The following is a 21,408-nucleotide window of genomic DNA, read 5'->3' as shown; positions in this document are numbered from 1 at the left end:
GTCTTTGCGGGGCACGAGTGGCGGTAGATTCGGCAGGCTTTCGAGACTACGACTTCAGGTCGTCGGGTTTGGCGGGCGGTTTTTGCCCAAGGGAGCGACGTCCACGTTGCTTTAGCCGTGCAGGTAGTGGGCGCGAGCATCGTTGAACACCGCAGCCATATCGGTCACCGACCTAACAGCGAAAATTAGTTGGGGCGACCGAAGGCCAGTTCAAGCGATCGAAGGGTAACTAGCATCGAGTACATCGACGTTAACTACGATGATCTATTGGTGACTAGTGTTCCACGTGAAACATTGGATGGTGTTGAATAACTGTGGTGCGCATCGGGCTCCGGCTGGTGAAAGCGTTTGCTGCTGCGGTACTTGCGGCATATCTCGGCACCCTCATCTTCCTTCAGCAATTTGCACCGATTGGCCCGCATGGCTGCCACGTAGCGATGTGCCCCATCGGCGACCACCTAGAGCTAAGCGCTTGTTTCACGTGGAACACCCGTTCCGCAGCCTGGATAGGCGCACTGTGAAGCTAGGAATGATTGCCTCAAGCCCGAATGCACAGGCGGTTGGCATACTTACCTAACCTATACACAGCTGACGGTGGTCTCTGCTGTCTAAAGCATGACGTCACCGTGTGGTGCAAAGGACTCGGCCCCGCGCGTCTGGGAGGCCTCAAATCTGGCTACACGTCCTATGCGCGACGATGCTGACGATGGGTGAGGGGAGATAAGTATGGACCCATTGGCAGGGTTCAACGGGGGACGAACCGCGGCACGCTGGTGGGTCGATGATGTCCTGGGGAGTGTTCCACGTGAAACACTCTCATGCCCATTGCTCAGATCCTTCTAGGCTCGCCTGTTACCTGGACCCATAGATCCGGCCTTCACCTTTGGGACGGCGGAGCAGGCGCTATAGGTGCGGGCTTCAGCCCTCGCGCCGATGCATCTGGCCACCTACACGAATCACCAAGTCCTTAATAAATGAATGTTCCACGTGAAACAACGAAAGAGCTTTCTTGCGGCGTACTCAGTCGACAAGCGACGGGTATGTTTCACGTGGAACATCAGCCCACGACACCGGCAGATGCCGATACTTTCAGACCCCTCCGCCCGCCGCCCCACGAGGTCTCGCGCTACCCGACAAGGGCCCTTTGGCGCAAAACACACTCCCCAAAATGTTTCACGTGAAACATGCAACCCCTGCCTCTATAATGAGCGCCGAACGCTCTCTTCTTTACCTTCCCCCCATCATGGACTATCCCCGCGAATTCGATGTCATCGTCGTCGGTGGCGGCCACGCCGGCACCGAAGCGGCTCTGGCTGCAGCCCGTACTGGTGCGCAGACGCTGCTGCTCACGCACAACATCGAGACCCTTGGCCAAATGTCTTGCAATCCGTCCATCGGCGGAATCGGCAAGGGCCACCTCGTCAAAGAGGTGGACGCCCTCGGAGGGGCCATGGCACTGGCCACGGATGAGTCCGGCATCCAGTTCCGAATCCTGAACGGCTCGAAGGGGCCGGCTGTCCGTGCCACGCGCGCGCAGGCAGATCGCGTGCTGTATCGCAAGGCCATCCGCGGTCGCCTCGAGAACCAGCCGAACTTGTGGCTGTTTCAACAGGCGGTTGAGGACCTGATGGTGGAGGGCGATCGTGTGGTCGGCGCCGTGACGCAGGTTGGCCTGAAGTTCCGGGCCAAGACGGTGGTGCTGACCGCCGGCACATTCCTGAACGGCCTGATCCACGTTGGCCTGCAGAACTATTCGGGCGGACGCGCCGGCGACCCGCCGGCTATTTCGCTGGGTCAGCGCCTGAAGGAACTGAAGCTTCCCCAAGGCCGCCTCAAGACCGGTACGCCGCCGCGCATTGACGGGCGCACCATTAACTACGCCATCCTGGAAGAGCAGCCCGGCGACCTGGACCCGATTCCCGTGTTTTCGTACATGGGCAACGTGGCCATGCATCCGCGCCAGCTGCCGTGCTGGATCACCCACACCAACGCGCGCACGCACGACATCATTCGCGGCGGTCTGGATCGCTCGCCGATGTACAGCGGCGTCATCGAAGGGGTGGGTCCGCGGTATTGCCCGTCCATCGAAGACAAGATCCACCGGTTCGCCGACAAGCAGTCCCACCAGGTGTTTCTTGAACCGGAAGGGCTGGACACGCACGAGGTGTATCCCAACGGCGTCTCCACCAGCTTGCCGTTCGACGTGCAGCTTGATCTGATCCACTCGCTGCCCGGGCTGGAGAATGCGCACATCATGCGGCCCGGCTACGCCATCGAGTACGACTACTTCGATCCACGTGGACTCAAGAGCACGCTCGAGACCAAGGCCATCGAAGGTCTGTACTTCGCCGGCCAGATCAACGGCACCACCGGCTACGAAGAAGCCGCCGCGCAGGGATTGCTGGCTGGCGTGAATGCGGCCCTGAAGGCGCAGGAACGCGAGCAGTGGACCCCGCGCCGCGATGAGGCTTACCTGGGCGTGTTGGTCGATGACCTGGTCACTCGTGGCGTGACCGAACCCTATCGCATGTTCACTTCGCGCGCCGAATATCGTCTTAGCCTGCGTGAAGACAATGCCGATCTGCGCCTGACCGAAATCGGCCGGCAGCTCGGAATTGTCGACAATGCGCGTTGGGATGCCTTCAACCGCAAGCGCGATGCGGTCGCGGCTGAGGTCGAACGCTTAAAGTCGTCGTGGGTAAATCCGCGTCTGTTGCCGGCCGAGGTCGCCGAACCGCTACTGGGCAAGGCAATTGAACGTGAGTACTCACTCGCAGACCTGCTGAAACGGCCGAACGTGTCCTACGAAGCCTTGATGGGCGCCCAAAACGCCGATGGTTCGTTGCTCGCCGGCCCGGGGGTCGTCGAAGACGACGTGCTGTCGGAACAGGTCGAGATCCAGGTCAAGTACGCCGGCTACATCGCGCGCCAGCAGGACGAAGTGCAGAAGCACATTGCCCATGAACAACAGCCGATTCCCGCGGACGTGGATTACGACGCCGTGACCAGCCTGTCCTTTGAAGTGCGCCAGAAGCTCAAGACGCATCGTCCGGAAACGATCGGCCAGGCCGCACGCATTTCCGGCGTCACCCCGGCTGCCATCTCGCTCCTGCTCATTCACCTGAAGCGCCTGCATTACGGCTCGCGCAAGCAAGCGGCATGAGCGCGCCCGCCAATCAGGCCGGCATCGACATGGCCGGCCGACTCACTCGTGCATGCGAGCAGCTTGGCCTGCGCCCCGACGATGACGCCGTCGCCAAACTGCTCAATTACCTGGCGCAGATGCAGCGCTGGAATCGCACGTACAACCTGACCGCCATTCGCGATCCGCAGCAGATGCTCGTGCAGCATCTGTTCGACAGTCTTGCGGCCGTAAAGCCCTTCAGCGAGGCGCTGGCCGCGCCCGACGCGCCAGCCAAGGTGTTCGACGTCGGATCGGGCGGCGGCCTGCCTGGCGTCGTCCTGGCGATCATGCAGCCCTATTGGTCCGTGACGTGCGTCGACGCCGTCGAAAAGAAGACCGCGTTCGTGCGCCAGATGAGCGGCGCGCTGGGTTTGCCCAACCTGCAATCGCGGCACGCGCGCATTGAAACGCTGGATCCCGCCGAGTGCGACATCGTCACCTCGCGAGCGTTTGCATCATTGGATGATTTTGCGCAACTCGCGGGTCGCCATGTAGCCAAGAATGGTACCCTCGTCGCCATGAAGGGCAAGGTCCCCGAAGAAGAAATCCAGGCGCTGCACGCGCGCGGGGAATGGCAAGTCGACCATATTCAGCCGCTCCAGGTGCCGGAGCTGCAAGCAGAACGCTGCCTGATCTGGATGCGCCGCAGTCAAGGAACCCTATGAAGAACATACCCCCCAGCACATCCGCCCGCGTTTTCTGCATTGCCAATCAGAAGGGCGGCGTGGGCAAGACGACGACCGCCATCAACTTGGCGGCGGGTCTTGCCACGCACAATCAGCGCGTGCTGCTGGTGGATCTGGACCCGCAGGGCAATGCCACGATGGGCAGCGGCATCGACAAGAACTCGCTGGAGTCCAATCTGTACCAGGTGCTGATCGGCGAGACCTCCATCGAGCAGGCGCGCGTGAAGTCCGAGTCCGGTGGTTACGACGTGCTGCCGGCTAACCGCGAACTGTCCGGCGCCGAAATCGATCTGGTGCAGATGGAACAGCGTGAGCGCCAACTGAAGGCCGCCATCGACACGGTCGCGACCCAGTACGACTTCGTGCTCATCGACTGCCCGCCCACGCTGTCCCTGCTTACCTTGAACGGCCTGGCAGCCGCGCATGGCGTCATCATTCCCATGCAGTGCGAATATTTCGCGCTCGAAGGCCTGTCGGACCTCGTCAACACCATCAAGCGCGTGCATCGCAACATCAACGACGACCTGCGCGTCATCGGGTTGCTGCGCGTCATGTTCGATCCGCGCATGACGCTGCAACAGCAGGTGTCCGCGCAGTTGGAATCGCACTTCGGCGACAAGGTCTTCAAGACCGTCGTGCCGCGCAACGTGCGCTTGGCCGAAGCACCCAGTTACGGGATGCCGGGCGTTGTGTACGACCGTGCGTCACGCGGCGCGCAGGCGTACATCTCGTTCGGGGCCGAAATGATCGAACGCGTCAGGAAAGACCTGAACTAGCCGTCCCCGATGCCCGACGCCGCGCTCTTTTTTCCGCCACAGCCAACCCTCTCCACGCCGCCCGCCGACGTGCGCGATGCGCTGCGCGTGCGGCTGGAAGACGCGGCGCTGAACGCCACTGCCGTGGGCGCGCAGGTGATCTATGATGGCTGGCTTGTGCGTTTTGCCCAATCGCCGGCCAAGCGGGTCCGAAGCGTCAATGTGCTGGGGTTATCCACACGTCCTTTGGATGAGCGGCTGGCGTATTGTTCATCGTTGTATGCGCGCCAGGGTTTGCCCATGGTGCTGCGCATCACCTCCATCGGCCCCGATTTTTCGCTCGACGCCGAGCTGGAGGCCCGCGGTTATCTCTACACCGGTGAGACTCGCGTCATGAGCACGCCGCTCGCTCCCCGCGCAAGCGTCAGGAGCGATCTGCATTTCAGCATGGTCGATGCCGAGCGCTTTGCGGCGGCGGTCGGGGCGCTGCGCGGCTCATCGGCTGCGCACATCGCCGAACACCACGCGCGCCTTGCCGGTCTGGCTGTGGATAAGCAGCCGGTGCTCGCCACCGACGCGGCAGGGCAGGTGGTCGCTGCGGGGATGGCCGTGCGTGAAGGCGACCTGCTCGGCCTGTTCGACATCGTTACCCACCCGGGACATCGGCGCAAAGGTTACGCCGCTGTCCTGGTGGAGCATTTGCTGGCCGAAGGGGCTGCCGGCGGCGCCAGGACGGCCTATCTGCAGGTCGAGCCGGAAAACGTCGCCGCGCGGACCCTGTATGACCGCTACGGATTCAAAGACTGTTACGCGTATTGGTACCGCCTGCCCGCCGAGCAGGCGGACGCCTGAGCCCGGCGCTCAGGATACAAAGACAGAAGGAAAGAGGATTTAATTATGGCCACCAAGAAACCCAAGGGATTGGGTCGCGGACTGGACGCCTTGCTGGGCGCCGATGCGCCCGCAATCGACAACATCGGCAAGGCTGTCGCCAAGCCCGAGGGTCCGCCGTCCACCCTGCCCATCTCGAAGATGCGCGCCGGCAAGTACCAGCCGCGCACGCGCATGGACGAGGGGGCCCTGGGCGAGCTGGCCGAATCGATTCGCACGCAAGGGATCATGCAGCCGATACTCGTGCGTGCGTTGGGCGATGCGCCCGGCCACTACGAAATCATTGCTGGCGAACGCCGCTTTCGCGCCGCGCAGCTTGCCGGCCTGAAAGAAGTGCCGGTCCTGGTGCGCGAAGTCGCCGATGAAAACGCCGCCGTCATGGCGCTCATCGAAAACATCCAGCGCGAAGACCTGAATCCGCTCGAAGAAGCGCACGGCGTGCGCCGCCTGCTCGATGAGTTCGGCCTGACGCACGAACAGGCCGCGCAGGCCATCGGCCGTTCACGGTCCGCCACCAGCAACCTGCTGCGCCTCTTGAACCTGGCCGCGCCCGTGCAGACCATGCTGCTGGCCGGCGACGTCGACATGGGCCACGCCCGCGCGCTGCTCGCCGTCGATGCGGCCACGCAGATCCAGCTTGCCAATCTCATCATCGCGCGCCGTCTGTCGGTGCGCGAGGCCGAAAAGCTCGTTGCCAAGACGGCCAAGGAAGCCGAAACCTCGGCGTCGCCCAAGAAAAAGACCAACGGCGTGTCGCGCGACCTGACGCGTCTGGAAGAAGCGCTGTCCGATCATCTGGGCACGCGCGTGGCGCTGAAAGTGGGCGCCAAGGAAAAGGGTCAGATCGTCATCGACTTCCACGGCTGGGAGCACCTGAATTCGCTCCTCGAGCGCCAGGGCCTTTCCGGAGCGGTTGATGCCTGAAAACGCATTGCCCGTCATCGCGGTGCTGGCGACGGGGGGCACGATTGCGGGGGCCCAGGCTGACGCCACGTCCGCCGGCTACAAGTCGGGCACTTTTTCCGTGAATGACCTGCTTGCGGCGGTGCCGCAGCTGGCCGGCATCGCAGAGATCCGCGCTGAGCAGGTTGCCAACGTCGGCAGCCAGAACATGACGCACGACGTCTGGCGCGCGCTGGCGCAGCGCGTGGACACGCTTTGCCAGGACGCCTCGGTGGCAGGCATCGTGATCACCCACGGGACGGATACGCTCGAGGAAACCGCGTATTTCCTCAGCCTGGTGAACCGTCATGACAAGGCCGTCGTGCTGGTTGGCGCCATGCGCCCGGCCACGGCCCTGGGCGCAGAAGGTCCGGCCAATCTGTACAACGCGGTGGCGCTGGCGCGCCATCCCGATGCGCGGGGCCGCGGCCCGCTCGTCGTCATGAACGAAGACATCCATTACGCCCGCGAAATCCAGAAGATCGCCAGCGCCGGCCTGTGCGCGTTTGCATCGCCCAATCGCGGCCGCGCCGGCGTCATGCACGGCGGCGTGCCTTGCTTTTACTCGCGCAATGCCACCACCTATGGCGCACAAAGCGAGTTTTCACTCGCATTGCTGGAAAAGGCTGGTTGGCCGCGTGTGGACATCGTCTATGCGTATGCCAACCTGCAGGCCGACCTGATCGATTTCCTGGCCAGCGCCGCCGACGGCATCGTGCTGGCGGGCGTGGGCGACGGCAACGCCACCGACCTGGCCATCGAAGGCCTGCGCCGTGCAGCCGACGACGGCGTGGCCGTCGTTAGATCCAGTCGCACGGGCAGCGGTTTCGTGGCGCGCGATGTCGAAGTCGACGACGCCAGCTTGGGCTTTGTCGCCGCGCGCGACCTGAATCCGCAGAAGGCGCGCATACTTCTGATGCTCGCGCTGACGATCACTCGCGATCCGGATGCGTTGCAGCAGGTGTTCGACCGTTATTGAACCGCGGGCGGCGGCTCCGTCGCCGCGCCTTGCTGCGCAAGACCCAGGTTGGTCCGCAGCATGTCGTACACCTGCCGCGTCAGCGGATTGATGAGATCACGCCTTATCCACAGGAAGTAGGTCACGTCCGGCAGGGGCGGCAGCCCTTCCTTTTCTCCCAGCACCCGCATCTCCGGCCCCAGCAGTTCCACGCTGCGCGCCGTCACGCCCAGGCCTGCGCGCAGCGCGGCCTTGATCCCCACCAGATTTGGCGCCACGTAGTTCGTGTGCCAACGCACCTGCGCCTGCTCCAGCGCATTGAGCGCCAGGCGGCGAAAGATGCTGGGTTCGTCCGCCAGCACAAGCGGCACGGGCGCATGGGAATCATGCACGTAATCGGCGGATGCCAGCCAGACCGTTGGCGACGTACGCAACGCTACGCCCTCGAAGTCCTGGTCAAAGCGCGTGGAGATCGTCAGGTCGATCTCGCCCGCACGCAGGGCATCCATCAGGAACGGACTGCGATCGACTCGGATCTCCAGCTTCACGCGGGGCGCCACGCGCGCAATGTGCGTGAGCAGGGTGGGCAAGATCGTGTCCGCCACGTCCAGGGGCGCACCCAGCCGCAGATCGCCCTCCAGCGGCCCATCCTGCAACGCCCGCAGCGCTTCATCGTTGATGGCCAGCATGTGCCGGGCGTATTCGACCAGCCGCCGGCCATGCGAGGACAGCACCTTGTTGCGGCCCTGCTTTTCAAACAGCGGCAAACCGATCATCGCCTCGAGCCGCTGCATCTGCTGCGTGATGGCGGACTGCGTCTTGTGCAGCCGGTTGGCGGCCTCGGAAAACGTTTCATGCTGCGCGATGGCCGTCAGCGTGCGAAGCAGGTCCAGGTCTAGATTGCGCATCCGTTCAGCGGGAAATGGGTTCAGGGATAACCCGACACATTAGCAGTCCTAATGGAATGTTCAAGCAATTTAAATTGTTGGCATTCACACCCGGCGATACAGTAAGTGCAATAACTCATGAAACAAGAGGGAACAACGACGTGAGCACTGCACATCCCCAACAGGCCGGCATCGACAGCGCGGTCGAAAATATTAAAAAAACTGTAGGAAATAAGGGCCTGAACCGCGACAGCCTTCAGCTCGTCCTGGATGAACTGGTGGCGTTGGCCGGCAATACCGCCTGGTGGGGCGCCGACCGCTACCCGCCGCCCGAGGGCGACGAACGCCAGGCCCGCTATCTCATCGCCGAAGACGCCGACAAGAGCTATGCGCTGTACCTGAACGTCATGCGCCCGGGCAAGAAGATCGTGCCGCACAACCACACCACCTGGGCGTGTATCGCGGCGGTCGAAGGCGTCGAATACAACTACGTGTACGACCGCCTGGACGACGGTTCGCAGCCGGGAGTCGGCAAGCTGGCGCAGATCGATACCGTGGTGGTGGGCCCGGGCACCGGCATCGCGCTGATGCCCGACGATATCCACGCGGTGGAAATCCAGGGCGACAGCGTCATCCGCCATCTGCACATGTACGGACGCGCGCTGGAAACGCTGGACCAACGCCTGGGCTTCGACCTGGAGACCGGCACCTGCAAGATCATGCCGATTGGCGTACAGACGCGGCGCTGATCATGAGCAAGCCCTTCCGGTCCGCAACGCGCCTGCTGCGCGCAGGACGTCCTCATCAAGGCTGGGTCAACACGCCGGTCACGCGCGCCAGCACGTATGTCTTTGATAGCGTAGAAGCGTGGCGCGACACGCGGGCGCGCCGCGAACAGGAGCGTCTGCCCTCCTATGGCGCGCGGGGCACCGACAGCACGCACGCCTTGGAAGACGCGCTCGTCGAACTGGAAACGGGCTATCGCGCCAAGCTTTATCCCACCGGCCAGGCCGCAATCGCCACCGTGCTGCTTGCCTATCTGCGCGCGGGCGATCATGTGCTTGTGACAGACGCCGTGTATGAGCCGGTGCGCCGGTTCTGCGCCGAACACCTGACGCGCCTGGGGATCGAATTCACGTACTACCGTCCGGATGCCGCTGGCATCGAGGCGCTGATCCGGCCCAATACCCGCATGATCTACGCGGAGTCGCCGGGATCGTTGACGTACGAAATGCCGGACCTCACCGAGTTATCCACAACCGCGCGAAAACACGATTGCTGGCTGGCTGTGGACAACACGTGGGCGTCCGGTCTGGTGCAAAAACCGCTCGCATTGGGCGCCGACATTTCCATCCTGGCCGCGACCAAGTATCTGGGCGGCCATGCCGACGTGATGATGGGCGCCGTCGTCACGAACGAGCGCGCATGGCGGGCGCTGGAACGCGCCACCATCGATTTCGGCCAGACGGTCGGCGCCGACGACGCCTTCCTGGTGTTGCGCGGCATGCGCACGCTGCCCTTGCGCATGGCGCAGCACGCCCGCAGCGCGCTCCTGATCTCCCAGTGGCTCAAGGCGCGTCCGGAAGTTGCGCGCGTTTTGAATCCTGCGCTGCCTGGCGATCCCTCCCACGCAATCTGGCGGCGCGATTGCACCGGCGCCAACGGCCTGCTGACGCTGGAACTGTCTGACACCTATACCGAGGCCGACGCCGAGCGCTTCATCGACAGCCTGCAGCTTTTCGGCATCGGCGCCTCGTGGGGCGGCTTTGAAAGCCTGGTGATTCCGGTGAACTTGCAGGCTGCGCGCTCGCTGCCGGGCCTTGAAGCGCGCGGCCCCATGCTGCGCCTGCACATCGGCCTGGAAGATCCTGACGACCTGATCACCGACCTTGACCGCGGCTTGGCCGCTCTGACTCAACCCATCCGTTCCCTCCGAATCTCATGATGCAGCCGTATAACGACCCCACCTTCGCCGACGTCGATTCGCACACGCTCAAGCAGTGGTTGCACGACGGCCGCGAGATCGCGCTTCTGGACGTGCGCGAGCACGGCCAGTATGGCGAGTCGCATCTGTTCTACGCCGCGCCGGTCCCGTACAGCCGCCTTGAAGTCGACATCGTCCGCCTCGCGCCTCGCCGCAGCGTGCGCGTCGTGGTCTACGACGAGGGGGGCGAGGACGACACCGCGGCCCGCGCCGCGCGCGCCCTTGGCGTGCTGGGCTACACGGATGTGCACCGCCTGGCCGGCGGCATCGCGCAATGGCAGCGCGACGGTTATGCCGCATTCGCAGGCGTGAACGTTCCCAGCAAAACGTTTGGCGAACTCGCCGAAGAGGTTTTCCACACCCCGCGCATCGGCGCCCGCGAACTGGCCGAACGCCAGCGCCGGGGCGACGACCTTATCGTGCTGGACGGCCGGCCCTTCGCCGAATACCAGAAGATGAGCATTCCCGGCGGCATCTGCTGCCCCAACGGCGAACTGGCGCTGCGCGCCCACACGCTGGCTGCGCGGCCGGGCACCACCATCGTGGTGAACTGCGCGGGCCGCACGCGCAGCATCATCGGCGCGCAGACGCTCATCAACCTGGGTGTGCCCAATCCGGTCTACGCCCTGGAGAACGGCACGCAGGGCTGGTACCTGGAAGACCTGCAGCTCGAGCACGGCGCGCGCCGCCGGTATCCGGATGACGTCACGCCTGAAGACGTGCCGGCGCTGGCGCAGCGTTCCGCGCAGCTCGCCCAGCGTCACGGCGTGCCGTCGGCCAACGCCGCGCAGGTGCAGGACTGGCTGCGCGACCCGCAGCGCACCACGTTCCTGTGCGATGTGCGCAGCGCCGAAGAGTTCGCGAAGGGATCGTTGCCCGGCGCGCAGCATGCGCCTGGCGGGCAACTCATTCAGGCGACGGACCAGTACATCGCCGTGCGCGGCGCCCGCATCGTCGTGTTCGATGGCGAAGGCGTGCGCGCGCCGGTCGTCGCCAGCTGGCTCCGGCAGATGGGATGGGACGCCTGCACGCTCGAAGAAGGCACTGGCGCCGTCCTGGCGCACACTCCGGCACAGCCCGAGGCGCCCGCGCTTGCTCTGCTGTCCGATGCGGCCTTGGCCGATGTGCTGAAGCAGGGCGCCCAGATTGTCGACATTCGGCCCAGCATGCGGTACCGCGCGAGCCACGTGGCCGGCGCCCGCTGGTCCATCCGTCCGCGGCTGCATCGTCTGGCGCTCGATCCCGCGCGTCCTGTCGTGCTGCTGGCCGAAGACGCCGCATTGGCGGCGTGGGCGGCGCGCGATCTGGCTGCCTTGGGCATCGATGACGTCAAGGCCAATACGGGCACGCCGAACAGCTGGTCCGCCCAAGGCATTTCGCTGGAGACGACGCCCGCCGATCCGCCCGACAGCGATTGCATCGACTACCTGTTTTTTGTGCACGACCGCCACGACGGGAACAAGGCCGCCGCGCGGCAGTACCTCGCCTGGGAAACCAATCTCGTCAAGCAGATCGACGACCGGGAACGCGCCGCGTACCGGTTCCCGGCCATCTGACGCCGCCGCCGCGCGTTTGCGCGGCGACACCCGCTTCAACCTGATCAGGACGCCCTGGCGGCAATTGCCGCCGGGGTGCGGACGGTTCATGGCGAACCGGAATGCAAAGGACGGCCGAGTATCCGGCCGCCATCTCAAGGGGAAATCCAGATGAAGCAACATGCATTGCAAGCTTGCAAGACGGCCGCGGTGGCAGCGGCAGCCCTCGCGTGGGGGTTCGCCGCCCATGCCCAGACGCCGGCGCCGCTGGCGGACTATCCGAAGCAGGCCATCACCGTTGTCTCGCCGTTCCCGCCGGGCGGCGGCAACGACGGCATCGCACGCTTGATCGCGCAGGAGCTGGGCGCCATCACGGGGCAAAGCGTGGTTGTCGAAAACCGCTCGGGGGCGGGCGGCAACGTCGGCACGGCGCAGGTGTCCCGCGCCAAGCCTGACGGCTACACCCTCGTGATGTCGCAGACCAGCGTCATGGCCGTCAATCCGCGCCTGTACAAGAACGTGGGCTTCGATCCGCTGAAGGACTTCGTGCCCATTTCGCAGATCACCTCGGCGCCGCTGGTGCTCGTCTCGCGCGCGGATGGCCCGTACAAGACGCTGGACGATTATCTTGCGGCCGCGCGCAAGCAACCTGGGGTCATCACCTACGCGACGCCGGGCAACGGCACGATGAGCCATCTGATGGGCGCGCTGGTTTCACAGAAGGCCAACGTCAAGCTGGTGCATGTGCCGTATCGCGGCGCGGCGCCGGCGGTCACGGACCTGCTGGGCGGCACCGTCGACATGCTGATCACCTCGCCGGCATCGGCCGAACCCATGGTGGCGGCCGGAAAACTGCAGATCCTCGCGATGAGTCACGGCGATGGCGTGGGCATCTTCAAGCGCGCGCCCACGTTGAAGCAGGCCGGTCTGGAAGGCATCACCGCGGATGACTGGTACGGCTTGTTCGCGCCCGCGGGAACGCCGCCCGAGCGCATCGCTTATCTGGCTCAGGCCGTGGAGCAGGCCATGAAGTCGCCCGCCGTGATCGCCAAGATCAACAGCGGCGGCAGCCAACCCGTGGGCAGCGCGCCCGCGGCCTTCAAGAGCCGGCTGCAGCAGGACACCACGTATTGGGCCGACATGGTGAAGACGGCGGGCGTGTCGCTCGATTGAACGGCATGTTTGCCAACGCGGAGCAAGGTGTCTAGACTGGAAATGCCTGCGTGCAGGCGTTCCGTCGGCGCACTGATCCTCCGCGCGCCCCTCCTGGAGGGCATCGATGCAGACTTCCTCGGCCTTGTCGGCGCCGCAGCTCGCGGCGTATGCCGCGTTCGCGCAGTCGCTGGCCGATCGCGCCCGGCCTCTGTCGCGCAAGTGGTTCCGGCATCCGCTTGACGTCGACACCAAGGCCGATGACAGTCCCGTCACGCAGGCAGACAGGCAGGTCGAGGCGGCGCTGCGCGAGGCCATTGCCGCGCATCATCCCAGCCACGGCATATTCGGTGAAGAATTCGGCGCCTCTCATGCCGATGCCGAATTCGTGTGGTCGCTCGACCCCATCGACGGCACCCGCGCCTTCATCTCGGGCAATCCGCTGTGGGGCACGCTGCTTGCGCTGCTGCACCGCGGCAGGCCGGTGTTGGGGGTGATCGACATTCCCATGCTCGACGAACGCTGGATCGGCGTGGCGCACGCGCCGTCGCGATTGAACGGCGAGCCGTGCGCGACGCGCGCATGCACCGACCTCGACAGCGCCATCCTGTATGCCACCTCGCCCGACATCTTCACGGGCGCCGAGCTGGACGCTTTCGACCACTTGGCAGCCAAGACACGCATGCGCCGTTATGGCGGCGACTGCTACAGCTATGGGCTTCTCGCCAGCGGTCACGTCGACCTCGTCGTGGAGGCGGGGCTGCAACCCTACGATTACCTTGCCCTTGCGCCCGTGATCGAAGGCGCGGGCGGCGTCATGACGGATTGGGCAGGGCAGCCGCTCGGTCTTGCCTCAAAGGGCCGCGTGATCGCGGCCGCCACGCCTGCGCTGCATCGCCAGGCGATGCAGGTGCTGGGGGCGGCCATGGCCTGACCGGCGCGCCGCCCGCCCGCAGTTCCACGCAACGCTTCAGCCATAAGGTGAACGAGCATGCATGCACTAGGGGTAGCAACGGTGGAAGACGCAGAGCGGCTGGTGCAGGCCAGCCCGCTCTCGCATATCAAGATCGGCCTGTCCGATGTGGACGGCGTCATGCTGGGCAAGTACCTGAGGCGCGACAAATTCCTGGGCGCGCTGCGTTCCGGGCTCGCGTTCTGCGACGTGGTGCTGGGGTGGGACCTGGACGATCAGCTCTACGACAACACCCGGTACACCGGCTGGCACACCGCATACCCCGACGCAAAAATGCGCATCGTGCCGCAAAGCGCGCGCCGTCTCACGCTGGAACAAGGCCCCGGCGGCGAAGACATGCTGCTGTTCCTGGCGGAATTCGAGGGCGATGCCGCCGCCATCTGTCCGCGCCGCCTGCTGCACCGCGTGATCGATCGCGCGGCGGACATGGGATTCGATGCCTATGCCGCGCTGGAGTACGAGTTCTTCATGTTCCGCGAGACGCCGCACTCCGTGCGCGCCAAGCACTACCGCAACATGGAGAACTGGACACCCGGCAATTTCGGGTATTCGGTTCTGCGCAGCACGGTCGAGGGCGACTTCTATCGCAAGCTGCTCGACATGTGCGAGCGCATGGACATGCCCATCGAAGGCCTGCACACCGAGACCGGGCCGGGCGTGCTGGAGGCCGCGCTTGCCGTGGACCATGCGGCGGCGGCCGGCGACAAGGCGTTTCTGTTCAAGACGTTCGCCAAGGCGCTTGCGCAACAGAACGGCCTGATGGCCACCTTCATGGCGAAATGGTCGCATGACCACCCGGGTCAAAGCGGCCACATTCACCTGTCTCTGCGCCACCGCAAGACGGGGCGTTCGGCCTTCTACGACGAGTCGCAGCCACATGGCGTCGGCAACCTGCAGGCCGCCTTCATGGCGGGCGTGCAGCGGTACCTTCCCGAATTCATGGCCTTGTACGCGCAAACCATCAACAGCTATTCGCGCCTGGTGCCCGGCTATTGGGCGCCGCTGGACGCCACGTGGGGGATGGAAAACAGGACGACGGCACTGCGCCTCATCCCGGGCAGCGACAAATCGCAGCGTGTCGAAGTGCGCATCGGATCGGCCGACGCCAATCCCTATCTGGCGCTGGCCGCGGCGCTCGCCTCAGGGTTGTACGGCATCGAGCAAGGGCTGTCGCCCGAGCCCATGGTGCAGGGCAATGCCTATACGCAGGAGTTTCCCGCGCATCTGCATCTGCCCACGACCTTGTGGGAAGCCGCGCAGCGTCTTCGCGGCTCCGACGCCGCGCGGCTGCTGTTCGGCGACGCCTTCGTCGAGCACTACGCCGCGACGCGCGAATGGGAAGAGCGGCAGTTCCGGCGTCATGTGACCGACTGGGAGCTTGCGCGCTACTTCGAAATCATCTGAACCCGTCCATTGCATCAGGGTAGCCATGACCCACGAACTCATCACCATCAGCCCCATCGACGGACGTCCGGTCGTGCGCCGCGCGTACGCCAGCGAAGCGCAGATCTCGCAGGCGCTGGCCAACGCGCAGGGCGCGCAGCCGGCGTGGCATGCGCTCGGCATCCAGGCGCGGGGGCGCATCGTGACGGCTGCGGTGGACCATGTCGTGGCGGCCAAGGATGAAATTGCGCGCGCGATCACCATTCAGATGGGCCGTCCGCTACGCGACGCACCCGGCGAAGTCGATGGCTTCGCCGCCCGCGCGCGCCACATGATCGCCATCGCCGACGATGCCCTCGCTCCCATTGCCGTTCCCGCGCAGCCAGGCTTTACGCGCTTCATCCGCCGCGAGCCCGTCGGCGTGGCGCTCACCATCGCGCCGTGGAACTATCCGCTGCTGACCGCGGTGAACAGCATCGTGCCCGCACTGATGGCGGGCAACACCGTCATTCTCAAGCATTCCGACCAGACGCCGCTGTGCGCCGAGCTCATCGATCGCGCATTCCGAGACGCGGGGGCGCCAAGAGGCGTCTTTCAATACCTGCACGCCAGTCACGACATCACGCAACGGCTGATCCGCGCGCCGGAGATCGGCTATGTGTCCTTCACGGGCTCGGTCCGGGGAGGGCGCATTGTCGAGGAAAGCGCGGCGGGTCGCTTTATCGGCGTCGGACTGGAACTGGGCGGCAACGACCCAGCCTACGTGCGCGAGGACGCCAATTTGGACGCCGCGGCAGAGACGCTCGTCGATGGCGCGTTCTTCAACGCCGGCCAGTCGTGTTGCGGCATTCAGCGCATCTACGTGGCGCGTGGCGTGCATGACGCGTTCGTCGAGCGCGCCGTCGCCTTGACGCAGCGTTATGTGCTGGGCAATCCGTTGCAGCCGGGCACGACGCTTGGCCCTGTCGTGCGCACCCGCGCGGCGGCCGAGATCCGGGAAGTGATCGCGCAAGCCGTCGGCGCCGGCGCTGTAAACGTGATCGATAACTCGCATTTCAAGAACGCGAGTGAAAGCTCACTTAAAGCGAGCGAAAGCTCGTGTTATGTCGCGCCCGCGTTGCTGACGCAGGTCGACCACCGCATGCGCATCATGAGCGAGGAGTGTTTCGGTCCGGTCGCCGGCATCATGCCGGTCGACAGTGACGAACAGGCCATCGCGCTGATGAACGACAGTCCGTACGGATTGACGGCTGCCGTTTTCACGCAGGACGAAGCGGCCGCATTGCGTATCGGCGGGCAGGTGCGCGCCGGCACGTTCTTCATGAACCGATGCGACTACCTCGACCCGGCGCTCGCGTGGACGGGCGTCAAGGAGTCGGGCCGCGGCGTGTCCTTGTCCAAGCTCGGCTACGAACCGCTCACCCAGGCGAAATCCTTCCATATGCGCAGCCTCTGAGCGCGGCATCACCAGGAACCGAATCATGACCGTCCCCCACGTCAACTGGAACTATCCCACCGCCATCAAGGTGGGTCCCGGACGCATCAAGGAACTGCCCGCGTGCTGCCGTGAGCTGGGCATGTCCCGACCTTTGCTCGTGACCGATCCCGGACTGGCCGCGTTGCCCATGGTCCGCGATGCCGTGGGCATGTGCCACGATGATGGCGTCGATTGCGCGGTCTTTCACGACATCAAGGGCAATCCCACCGGGCGCAACGTCGACGACGGTGTCGCGGCGTTCAAGCGCGGGCGCCATGACGGTGTCATTGCGTTCGGCGGCGGTTCGGCGCTCGATGCGGCGAAGGCCATCGCTTTGATGGCGGGGCAGAGCCGGCCGCTGTGGGACTTCGAAGACATCGGCGACAACTACCTGCGCGTCAATGCCGCCGGCATGGCGCCCGTCGTGGCCGTACCCACCACCGCAGGCACCGGCTCCGAAGTCGGGCGCGCATCCGTCATCACCGACGAGGCCGCGCACATCAAGCGCATCATCTTTCACGCCCGCATGCTGCCGTCCATCGTGATCCTGGACGCCGAGCTCACCGTGGGCCTGCCGCCCAAGATCACGGCGGCCACGGGCATGGACGCGCTGTCGCACAACCTGGAAGCCTACTGTTCGCCGTTCTTTCATCCCATGGCGGCTGGCATTGCGCTGGAGGGCATGCGCCTTATCAAGGCGTATCTGCCGCAGGCGGTGGCCGATGGCGCCGATCTGCAGGCGCGCCAGCAGATGCTGACGGCATCGTGCATGGGCGCCACCGCCTTCCAGCGCGGCCTGGGCGCCATGCACGCGCTGGCGCATCCGCTCGGCGCGCTCTATGACGCGCATCACGGCCTGCTCAACGCGATCTTGATGCCCTACGTGCTCAAGGCCAACGAAGAAGCGGTGGCGCCCCGGCTTGAAGCGCTTGCGCGTTATCTCGGGTTGCCGCGGCAAAGCCCGGGCGCGGTGCTCGACTGGGTGCTGGCGCTGCGCGAGGCCGTGGGCATCCCGCATACGCTCGCCGAGATCGGCCTGGATGACGGCCAGGCCGAGCGGGTGGGGCGCATGGCCAGCCAGGATCCTTCCGCCGGCACGAACCCCGTCAATTTCTCCGCCGAAAAATATTCTCAGCTTTTTCGTGCAGCAATTCGCGGAAACCTGTAAGCTTCGCCCCCTCTGCGCGGAAACGCGGCGGAGGTGGAACTGAAATTATGAATTTTTCATCCGAATGGTTTGACAGCGGATTTGAAAGTGTTCATAATCTCAAGTTCTCCGCTGGAGGGGTGCCCGAGTGGTTAAAGGGGGCAGACTGTAAATCTGTTGGCCTTGCGCCTACGTTGGTTCGAATCCAACCTCCTCCACCAGAGACCCATACCTAAATCCAGGCGCGGTTGGCCTGGATTTGCAATGTAAGGCCCGGTGGCCTTGCGCAGCCTTCGCAAAGAAGGTGGCAAGGATCCTCCGGCCTTCATTTCGAAGGGTTGGGATGAGAGAAGGTGAAAGGGTTTGCCGCGGGTGTAGCTCAATGGTAGAGCAGAAGCCTTCCAAGCTTACGACGAGGGTTCGATTCCCTTCACCCGCTCCAAGATTTTTAAATGCCCATGTGGCTCAGTGGTAGAGCACTCCCTTGGTAAGGGAGAGGTCGCGCGTTCGATCCGCGCCATGGGCACCACAAATTCCAAATTCTTTTCTTCAGTCAGAAGCGCAATCCAGGTCAGGAGTCAGCCATGGCAAAAGGCAAGTTTGAACGTACCAAGCCGCACGTGAACGTGGGTACGATTGGTCACGTTGACCACGGCAAAACGACGTTGACGGCGGCGATCACGACCGTTCTGTCGACCAAGTTCGGCGGCGAAGCCAAGGGCTACGACCAGATCGATGCAGCTCCTGAAGAAAAGGCACGCGGCATTACCATCAACACGGCTCACGTCGAGTACGAAACGGAAACGCGTCACTACGCGCACGTTGACTGCCCGGGCCACGCCGACTACGTCAAGAACATGATCACGGGCGCTGCCCAGATGGACGGCGCGATCCTGGTCGTGTCGGCCGCTGACGGCCCCATGCCGCAAACGCGCGAGCACATCCTGCTGAGCCGCCAGGTTGGCGTGCCGTACATCATCGTCTTCCTGAACAAGGCTGACATGGTTGACGACGCCGAGCTGCTCGAGCTGGTGGAAATGGAAGTTCGCGAACTGCTGTCCAAGTACGACTTCCCGGGCGACGACACCCCGATCGTCAAGGGTTCGGCCAAGCTGGCGCTGGAAGGCGACAAGGGCGAACTGGGCGAACAGGCCATCCTGTCGCTGGCTGCTGCGCTGGATTCGTACATCCCGACGCCTGAGCGTGCCATCGACGGCGCGTTCCTGATGCCGGTTGAAGACGTGTTCTCGATCTCGGGTCGCGGCACCGTGGTGACCGGCCGTATCGAACGCGGCATCATCAAGGTCGGCGAAGAAATCGAAATCGTCGGTATCGTTCCGACGGTCAAGACGACCTGCACGGGCGTGGAAATGTTCCGCAAGCTGCTGGACCAAGGTCAAGCTGGCGACAACGTGGGCATCCTGCTGCGCGGCACCAAGCGTGAAGACGTCCAGCGCGGCCAAGTTCTGGCCAAGCCGGGCTCGATCACCCCGCACACGGACTTCACGTCCGAGGTGTACATCCTGTCCAAGGAAGAAGGCGGCCGCCACACCCCGTTCTTCAACGGCTATCGTCCCCAGTTCTACTTCCGCACGACGGACGTGACCGGCACGATCGACCTGCCGGCCGACAAGGAAATGGTTCTGCCGGGCGACAACGTGACGATGACCGTCAAGCTGCTGGCCCCGATCGCCATGGAAGAAGGTCTGCGTTTCGCCATCCGTGAAGGCGGTCGTACCGTCGGCGCCGGCGTCGTCGCCAAGATCCTGAAGTAAGCAATACCCGGATGGGTAGGGTGGGCATTCATGCCCCTCTATCCATCTTTGCTGTAAAAGTAGTACTATGTATGGTTCCGCGAGCCGATGCAGGGCGGAACAAGATTTTGATGTGTTTAGGGGCATAGCTCAATTGGCAGAGCGTCGGTCTCCAAAACCGAAGGTTGTAGGTTCGATTCCTACTGCCCCTGCCACCGCCAGGATAAACCCGCGGGAGATCATCGCGAGTTACGCATTCACGGCGGCTCGCGTCGCAATATGTCTAATACCAGCGTAGAAACCGTTACCAGTACCGCCGACCGGGTCAAGCTCGGGCTGGCGGTTCTCGTCGTTATTGCTGGCATCGTCGGGTTCTCCGTGCTTAGCGCGCAGCCGATGCCCGCTCGGATCGGTGTGTTCGTCGGCGGCCTCGTGATCGCAGCCGCGATCGCCTGGTTCAGCGAACCCGGTCGCCGTACCCTGAGCTTTGCCAGCGAGTCCTACAACGAAGTCAAGCGTGTCGCATGGCCCACCCGCAAGGAAACGACCCAGATGACGGGTATCGTTTTTGCCTTCGTGGCGGTCATGGGCATTTTCATGTGGGTGCTCGACAAGGGCATCGAATGGATTCTCTACGGCCTGCTGCTGGGCTGGAAATAAGGACGGCAAATGAGTAAGCGTTGGTATGTCGTCCATGTGTACTCCGGCATGGAAAAAAGCGTACACAAGGCCCTGAATGAGCGCATCGAGCGCGCGGGCCTGCAAACGTCTTTTGGCCGCATCCTTGTGCCCTCCGAAGAAGTCGTCGAGGTCAAGGGTGGTCAGAAGTCGATCACCGAGCGCCGCATTTTCCCCGGTTATGTCCTGGTTGAAATGGACCTGACCGACGAAACGTGGCACCTGGTCAAGAACACCAACCGAGTCACCGGCTTTTTGGGCGGCTCGGGCAATCGTCCGACCCCGATTTCCGAAAAAGAAGTCGAAAAGATCCTCTCCCAGATGGAAGAGGGTGTTGAGAAACCCCGCCCCAAGATCCTGTTCGAAGTGGGCGAGATGGTTCGGGTCAAGGAAGGTCCGTTTGCGGACTTCAACGGCAACGTCGAAGAAGTCAACTACGAAAAGAGCAAGGTGCGTGTGTCCGTCACCATTTTTGGTCGCGCCACGCCCGTCGAGCTCGATTTCAGCCAGGTCGAAAAGACCTGAATCTAACCCCCGGGGAGCCCTGTCCTTATCGGCCAGGGCGATATCACCCGCAAGGAGCAAAGCATGGCGAAGAAGATCGTCGGCTTTATCAAGCTGCAAGTACCGGCTGGTAAGGCTAACCCCTCCCCCCCGATTGGCCCGGCCCTGGGTCAGCGTGGCCTGAACATCATGGAATTCTGCAAGGCGTTCAACGCCAAGACCCAAGGCATGGAGCCTGGTCTGCCGATTCCGGTGGTGATCACCGCTTTCGCCGACAAGAGCTTCACCTTCATCATGAAGACCCCGCCCGCGACGGTCCTCATCAAGAAGGCCGCCGGCGTGCAAAAGGGTTCGGCCAAGCCGCATACCGACAAGGTCGGCACGCTGACCCGCGCGCAAGCTGAAGAAATCGCCAAGGCCAAGGGTCCCGACCTGACCGCCGCCGATCTGGAAGCCGCAGTGCGCACGATCGCTGGCAGCGCCCGCAGCATGGGCATCACGGTTGAGGGGATCTAATC

At 63.9% G+C, this 21,408-nt stretch carries 19 protein-coding genes and 4 tRNA genes; 22 read left to right on the top strand and 1 reads right to left on the bottom strand.

The genetic code is table 11. From position 1 onward, the window contains the following. Nucleotides 1-1,243: 1,243 nt before the first annotated feature. Genes mnmG through LN047_RS28485 form a run of 6 tightly spaced genes read left to right on the top strand, consistent with a single transcriptional unit; the run spans nt 1,244 to nt 7,437 of the window. A complete protein-coding gene (gene mnmG, locus LN047_RS28510; protein ID WP_062839283.1) occupies nt 1,244-3,163 on the top strand; it encodes a tRNA uridine-5-carboxymethylaminomethyl(34) synthesis enzyme MnmG in 1,920 nt (639 codons plus the stop codon). Further along, nucleotides 3,160-3,849, top strand: a complete 690-nt coding sequence (gene rsmG, locus LN047_RS28505) for a 16S rRNA (guanine(527)-N(7))-methyltransferase RsmG (protein WP_373980837.1) — start codon at nt 3,160-3,162, stop codon at nt 3,847-3,849. The genes mnmG and rsmG overlap by 4 nt, the downstream gene beginning before the upstream one ends. Further along, entirely contained in the window at nt 3,846-4,646 is an 801-nt protein-coding gene (locus LN047_RS28500; protein WP_056320583.1) for a ParA family protein, read from the top strand. The genes rsmG and LN047_RS28500 overlap by 4 nt, the downstream gene beginning before the upstream one ends. 9 nt (nt 4,647-4,655) lie before the next feature. Further along, the gene (locus tag LN047_RS28495; protein WP_373980836.1) at nt 4,656-5,477 is read left to right on the top strand and encodes a GNAT family N-acetyltransferase; all 822 of its coding nucleotides are present in this window, start codon (nt 4,656-4,658) and stop codon (nt 5,475-5,477) included. A gap of 45 nt (nt 5,478-5,522) precedes the next feature. Next, the gene (locus LN047_RS28490) at nt 5,523-6,440 is read left to right on the top strand and encodes a ParB/RepB/Spo0J family partition protein (protein ID WP_373980835.1); all 918 of its coding nucleotides are present in this window, start codon (nt 5,523-5,525) and stop codon (nt 6,438-6,440) included. Further along, on the top strand, nt 6,433-7,437 hold the full coding sequence (locus LN047_RS28485; RefSeq protein WP_056320573.1) for an asparaginase: 1,005 nt from the start codon (nt 6,433-6,435) through the stop codon (nt 7,435-7,437). Before LN047_RS28490 ends, LN047_RS28485 begins: the two co-directional genes overlap by 8 nt. On the opposite strand, the gene LN047_RS28480 is transcribed toward LN047_RS28485, so the two are convergent. Further along, entirely contained in the window at nt 7,431-8,324 is an 894-nt protein-coding gene (locus tag LN047_RS28480) for a LysR substrate-binding domain-containing protein (RefSeq protein WP_152383024.1), read from the bottom strand. The genes LN047_RS28485 and LN047_RS28480 overlap by 7 nt on opposite strands. A 140-nt stretch (nt 8,325-8,464) precedes the next feature. Here LN047_RS28480 and LN047_RS28475 point away from each other — a divergent pair, with 140 nt between their 5' ends. The 16 genes from LN047_RS28475 (at nt 8,465) to rplK (ending at nt 21,406) form a co-directional block, all read left to right on the top strand. Next, a complete protein-coding gene (locus tag LN047_RS28475; protein WP_056320567.1) occupies nt 8,465-9,052 on the top strand; it encodes a cysteine dioxygenase family protein in 588 nt (195 codons plus the stop codon). 2 nt (nt 9,053-9,054) lie between these two features. Next, nucleotides 9,055-10,248: a cystathionine beta-lyase gene (gene metC / locus LN047_RS28470; protein ID WP_373980834.1), complete on the top strand. Its 1,194-nt coding sequence runs from the start codon at nt 9,055-9,057 to the stop codon at nt 10,246-10,248. After that, nucleotides 10,248-11,843, top strand: coding sequence for a rhodanese-like domain-containing protein (locus LN047_RS28465; protein WP_373982193.1), 1,596 nt, complete (start codon nt 10,248-10,250; stop codon nt 11,841-11,843). The genes metC and LN047_RS28465 overlap by 1 nt, the downstream gene beginning before the upstream one ends. Nucleotides 11,844-11,993: 150 nt before the next feature. After that, nucleotides 11,994-12,995, top strand: a complete 1,002-nt coding sequence (locus LN047_RS28460) for a Bug family tripartite tricarboxylate transporter substrate binding protein (protein WP_373980833.1) — start codon at nt 11,994-11,996, stop codon at nt 12,993-12,995. 106 nt (nt 12,996-13,101) lie between these two features. Next, nucleotides 13,102-13,908, top strand: a complete 807-nt coding sequence (gene hisN, locus LN047_RS28455) for a histidinol-phosphatase (RefSeq protein WP_373980832.1) — start codon at nt 13,102-13,104, stop codon at nt 13,906-13,908. Between the two features lie 57 nt (nt 13,909-13,965). After that, nucleotides 13,966-15,351: a glutamine synthetase family protein gene (locus LN047_RS28450; protein ID WP_373980831.1), complete on the top strand. Its 1,386-nt coding sequence runs from the start codon at nt 13,966-13,968 to the stop codon at nt 15,349-15,351. Nucleotides 15,352-15,376: 25 nt separating this feature from the next. After that, entirely contained in the window at nt 15,377-16,786 is a 1,410-nt protein-coding gene (locus LN047_RS28445; protein WP_373980830.1) for an aldehyde dehydrogenase family protein, read from the top strand. A gap of 25 nt (nt 16,787-16,811) precedes the next feature. Further along, complete coding sequence (locus tag LN047_RS28440) at nt 16,812-17,975, top strand: iron-containing alcohol dehydrogenase (protein ID WP_373980829.1); 1,164 nt, start codon at nt 16,812-16,814, stop codon at nt 17,973-17,975. 113 nt (nt 17,976-18,088) lie between these two features. Further along, nucleotides 18,089-18,175 (top strand) — tRNA-Tyr (locus LN047_RS28435). A gap of 147 nt (nt 18,176-18,322) precedes the next feature. Next, a tRNA-Gly gene (locus tag LN047_RS28430) sits at nt 18,323-18,396 on the top strand. 12 nt (nt 18,397-18,408) lie between these two features. After that, nucleotides 18,409-18,483, top strand: a tRNA-Thr gene (locus LN047_RS28425). A gap of 55 nt (nt 18,484-18,538) precedes the next feature. Beyond that, a complete protein-coding gene (gene tuf, locus LN047_RS28420; RefSeq protein WP_063953628.1) occupies nt 18,539-19,729 on the top strand; it encodes an elongation factor Tu in 1,191 nt (396 codons plus the stop codon). A gap of 118 nt (nt 19,730-19,847) precedes the next feature. Continuing rightward, nucleotides 19,848-19,923: transfer RNA gene (locus LN047_RS28415), tRNA-Trp, on the top strand. A 64-nt stretch (nt 19,924-19,987) separates the two neighbouring features. Further along, complete coding sequence (gene secE / locus LN047_RS28410; protein WP_046806052.1) at nt 19,988-20,368, top strand: preprotein translocase subunit SecE; 381 nt, start codon at nt 19,988-19,990, stop codon at nt 20,366-20,368. Nucleotides 20,369-20,377: 9 nt separating this feature from the next. After that, entirely contained in the window at nt 20,378-20,911 is a 534-nt protein-coding gene (nusG, locus tag LN047_RS28405; RefSeq protein ID WP_006389586.1) for a transcription termination/antitermination protein NusG, read from the top strand. A gap of 63 nt (nt 20,912-20,974) precedes the next feature. Next, nucleotides 20,975-21,406 (top strand): 50S ribosomal protein L11, encoded by a 432-nt coding sequence (gene rplK, locus LN047_RS28400; RefSeq protein ID WP_043542688.1) that lies wholly within the window; start codon nt 20,975-20,977, stop codon nt 21,404-21,406. Nucleotides 21,407-21,408 lie beyond the last annotated feature (2 nt).

This window comes from Achromobacter sp. JD417 (genome assembly GCF_041879325.1).
Taxonomy (GTDB): Bacteria; Pseudomonadota; Gammaproteobacteria; order Burkholderiales; family Burkholderiaceae_B; genus Achromobacter; species Achromobacter mucicolens.
Note: the sequence above shows the minus strand (reverse complement) of the source record. Positions and strands in the feature narration are given on the sequence as shown.

Excerpts from the sequence above, each read along its gene's own strand:
- mnmG (WP_062839283.1), top strand. The coding sequence starts at position 1,244 with ATGGACTATCCCCGCGAATTCGATGTCATCGTCGTCGGTGGCGGCCAC.
- rsmG (WP_373980837.1), top strand. The coding sequence starts at position 3,160 with ATGAGCGCGCCCGCCAATCAGGCCGGCATCGACATGGCCGGCCGACTC.
- LN047_RS28500 (WP_056320583.1), top strand. The coding sequence starts at position 3,846 with ATGAAGAACATACCCCCCAGCACATCCGCCCGCGTTTTCTGCATTGCC.
- LN047_RS28495 (WP_373980836.1), top strand. The coding sequence starts at position 4,656 with ATGCCCGACGCCGCGCTCTTTTTTCCGCCACAGCCAACCCTCTCCACG.
- LN047_RS28490 (WP_373980835.1), top strand. The coding sequence starts at position 5,523 with ATGGCCACCAAGAAACCCAAGGGATTGGGTCGCGGACTGGACGCCTTG.
- LN047_RS28485 (WP_056320573.1), top strand. The coding sequence starts at position 6,433 with ATGCCTGAAAACGCATTGCCCGTCATCGCGGTGCTGGCGACGGGGGGC.
- LN047_RS28480 (WP_152383024.1), bottom strand. The coding sequence starts at position 8,324 with ATGCGCAATCTAGACCTGGACCTGCTTCGCACGCTGACGGCCATCGCG.
- metC (WP_373980834.1), top strand. The coding sequence starts at position 9,055 with ATGAGCAAGCCCTTCCGGTCCGCAACGCGCCTGCTGCGCGCAGGACGT.
- LN047_RS28465 (WP_373982193.1), top strand. The coding sequence starts at position 10,248 with ATGCAGCCGTATAACGACCCCACCTTCGCCGACGTCGATTCGCACACG.
- LN047_RS28460 (WP_373980833.1), top strand. The coding sequence starts at position 11,994 with ATGAAGCAACATGCATTGCAAGCTTGCAAGACGGCCGCGGTGGCAGCG.
- hisN (WP_373980832.1), top strand. The coding sequence starts at position 13,102 with ATGCAGACTTCCTCGGCCTTGTCGGCGCCGCAGCTCGCGGCGTATGCC.
- LN047_RS28450 (WP_373980831.1), top strand. The coding sequence starts at position 13,966 with ATGCATGCACTAGGGGTAGCAACGGTGGAAGACGCAGAGCGGCTGGTG.
- LN047_RS28445 (WP_373980830.1), top strand. The coding sequence starts at position 15,377 with ATGACCCACGAACTCATCACCATCAGCCCCATCGACGGACGTCCGGTC.
- LN047_RS28440 (WP_373980829.1), top strand. The coding sequence starts at position 16,812 with ATGACCGTCCCCCACGTCAACTGGAACTATCCCACCGCCATCAAGGTG.
- tuf (WP_063953628.1), top strand. The coding sequence starts at position 18,539 with ATGGCAAAAGGCAAGTTTGAACGTACCAAGCCGCACGTGAACGTGGGT.
- secE (WP_046806052.1), top strand. The coding sequence starts at position 19,988 with ATGTCTAATACCAGCGTAGAAACCGTTACCAGTACCGCCGACCGGGTC.
- nusG (WP_006389586.1), top strand. The coding sequence starts at position 20,378 with ATGAGTAAGCGTTGGTATGTCGTCCATGTGTACTCCGGCATGGAAAAA.
- rplK (WP_043542688.1), top strand. The coding sequence starts at position 20,975 with ATGGCGAAGAAGATCGTCGGCTTTATCAAGCTGCAAGTACCGGCTGGT.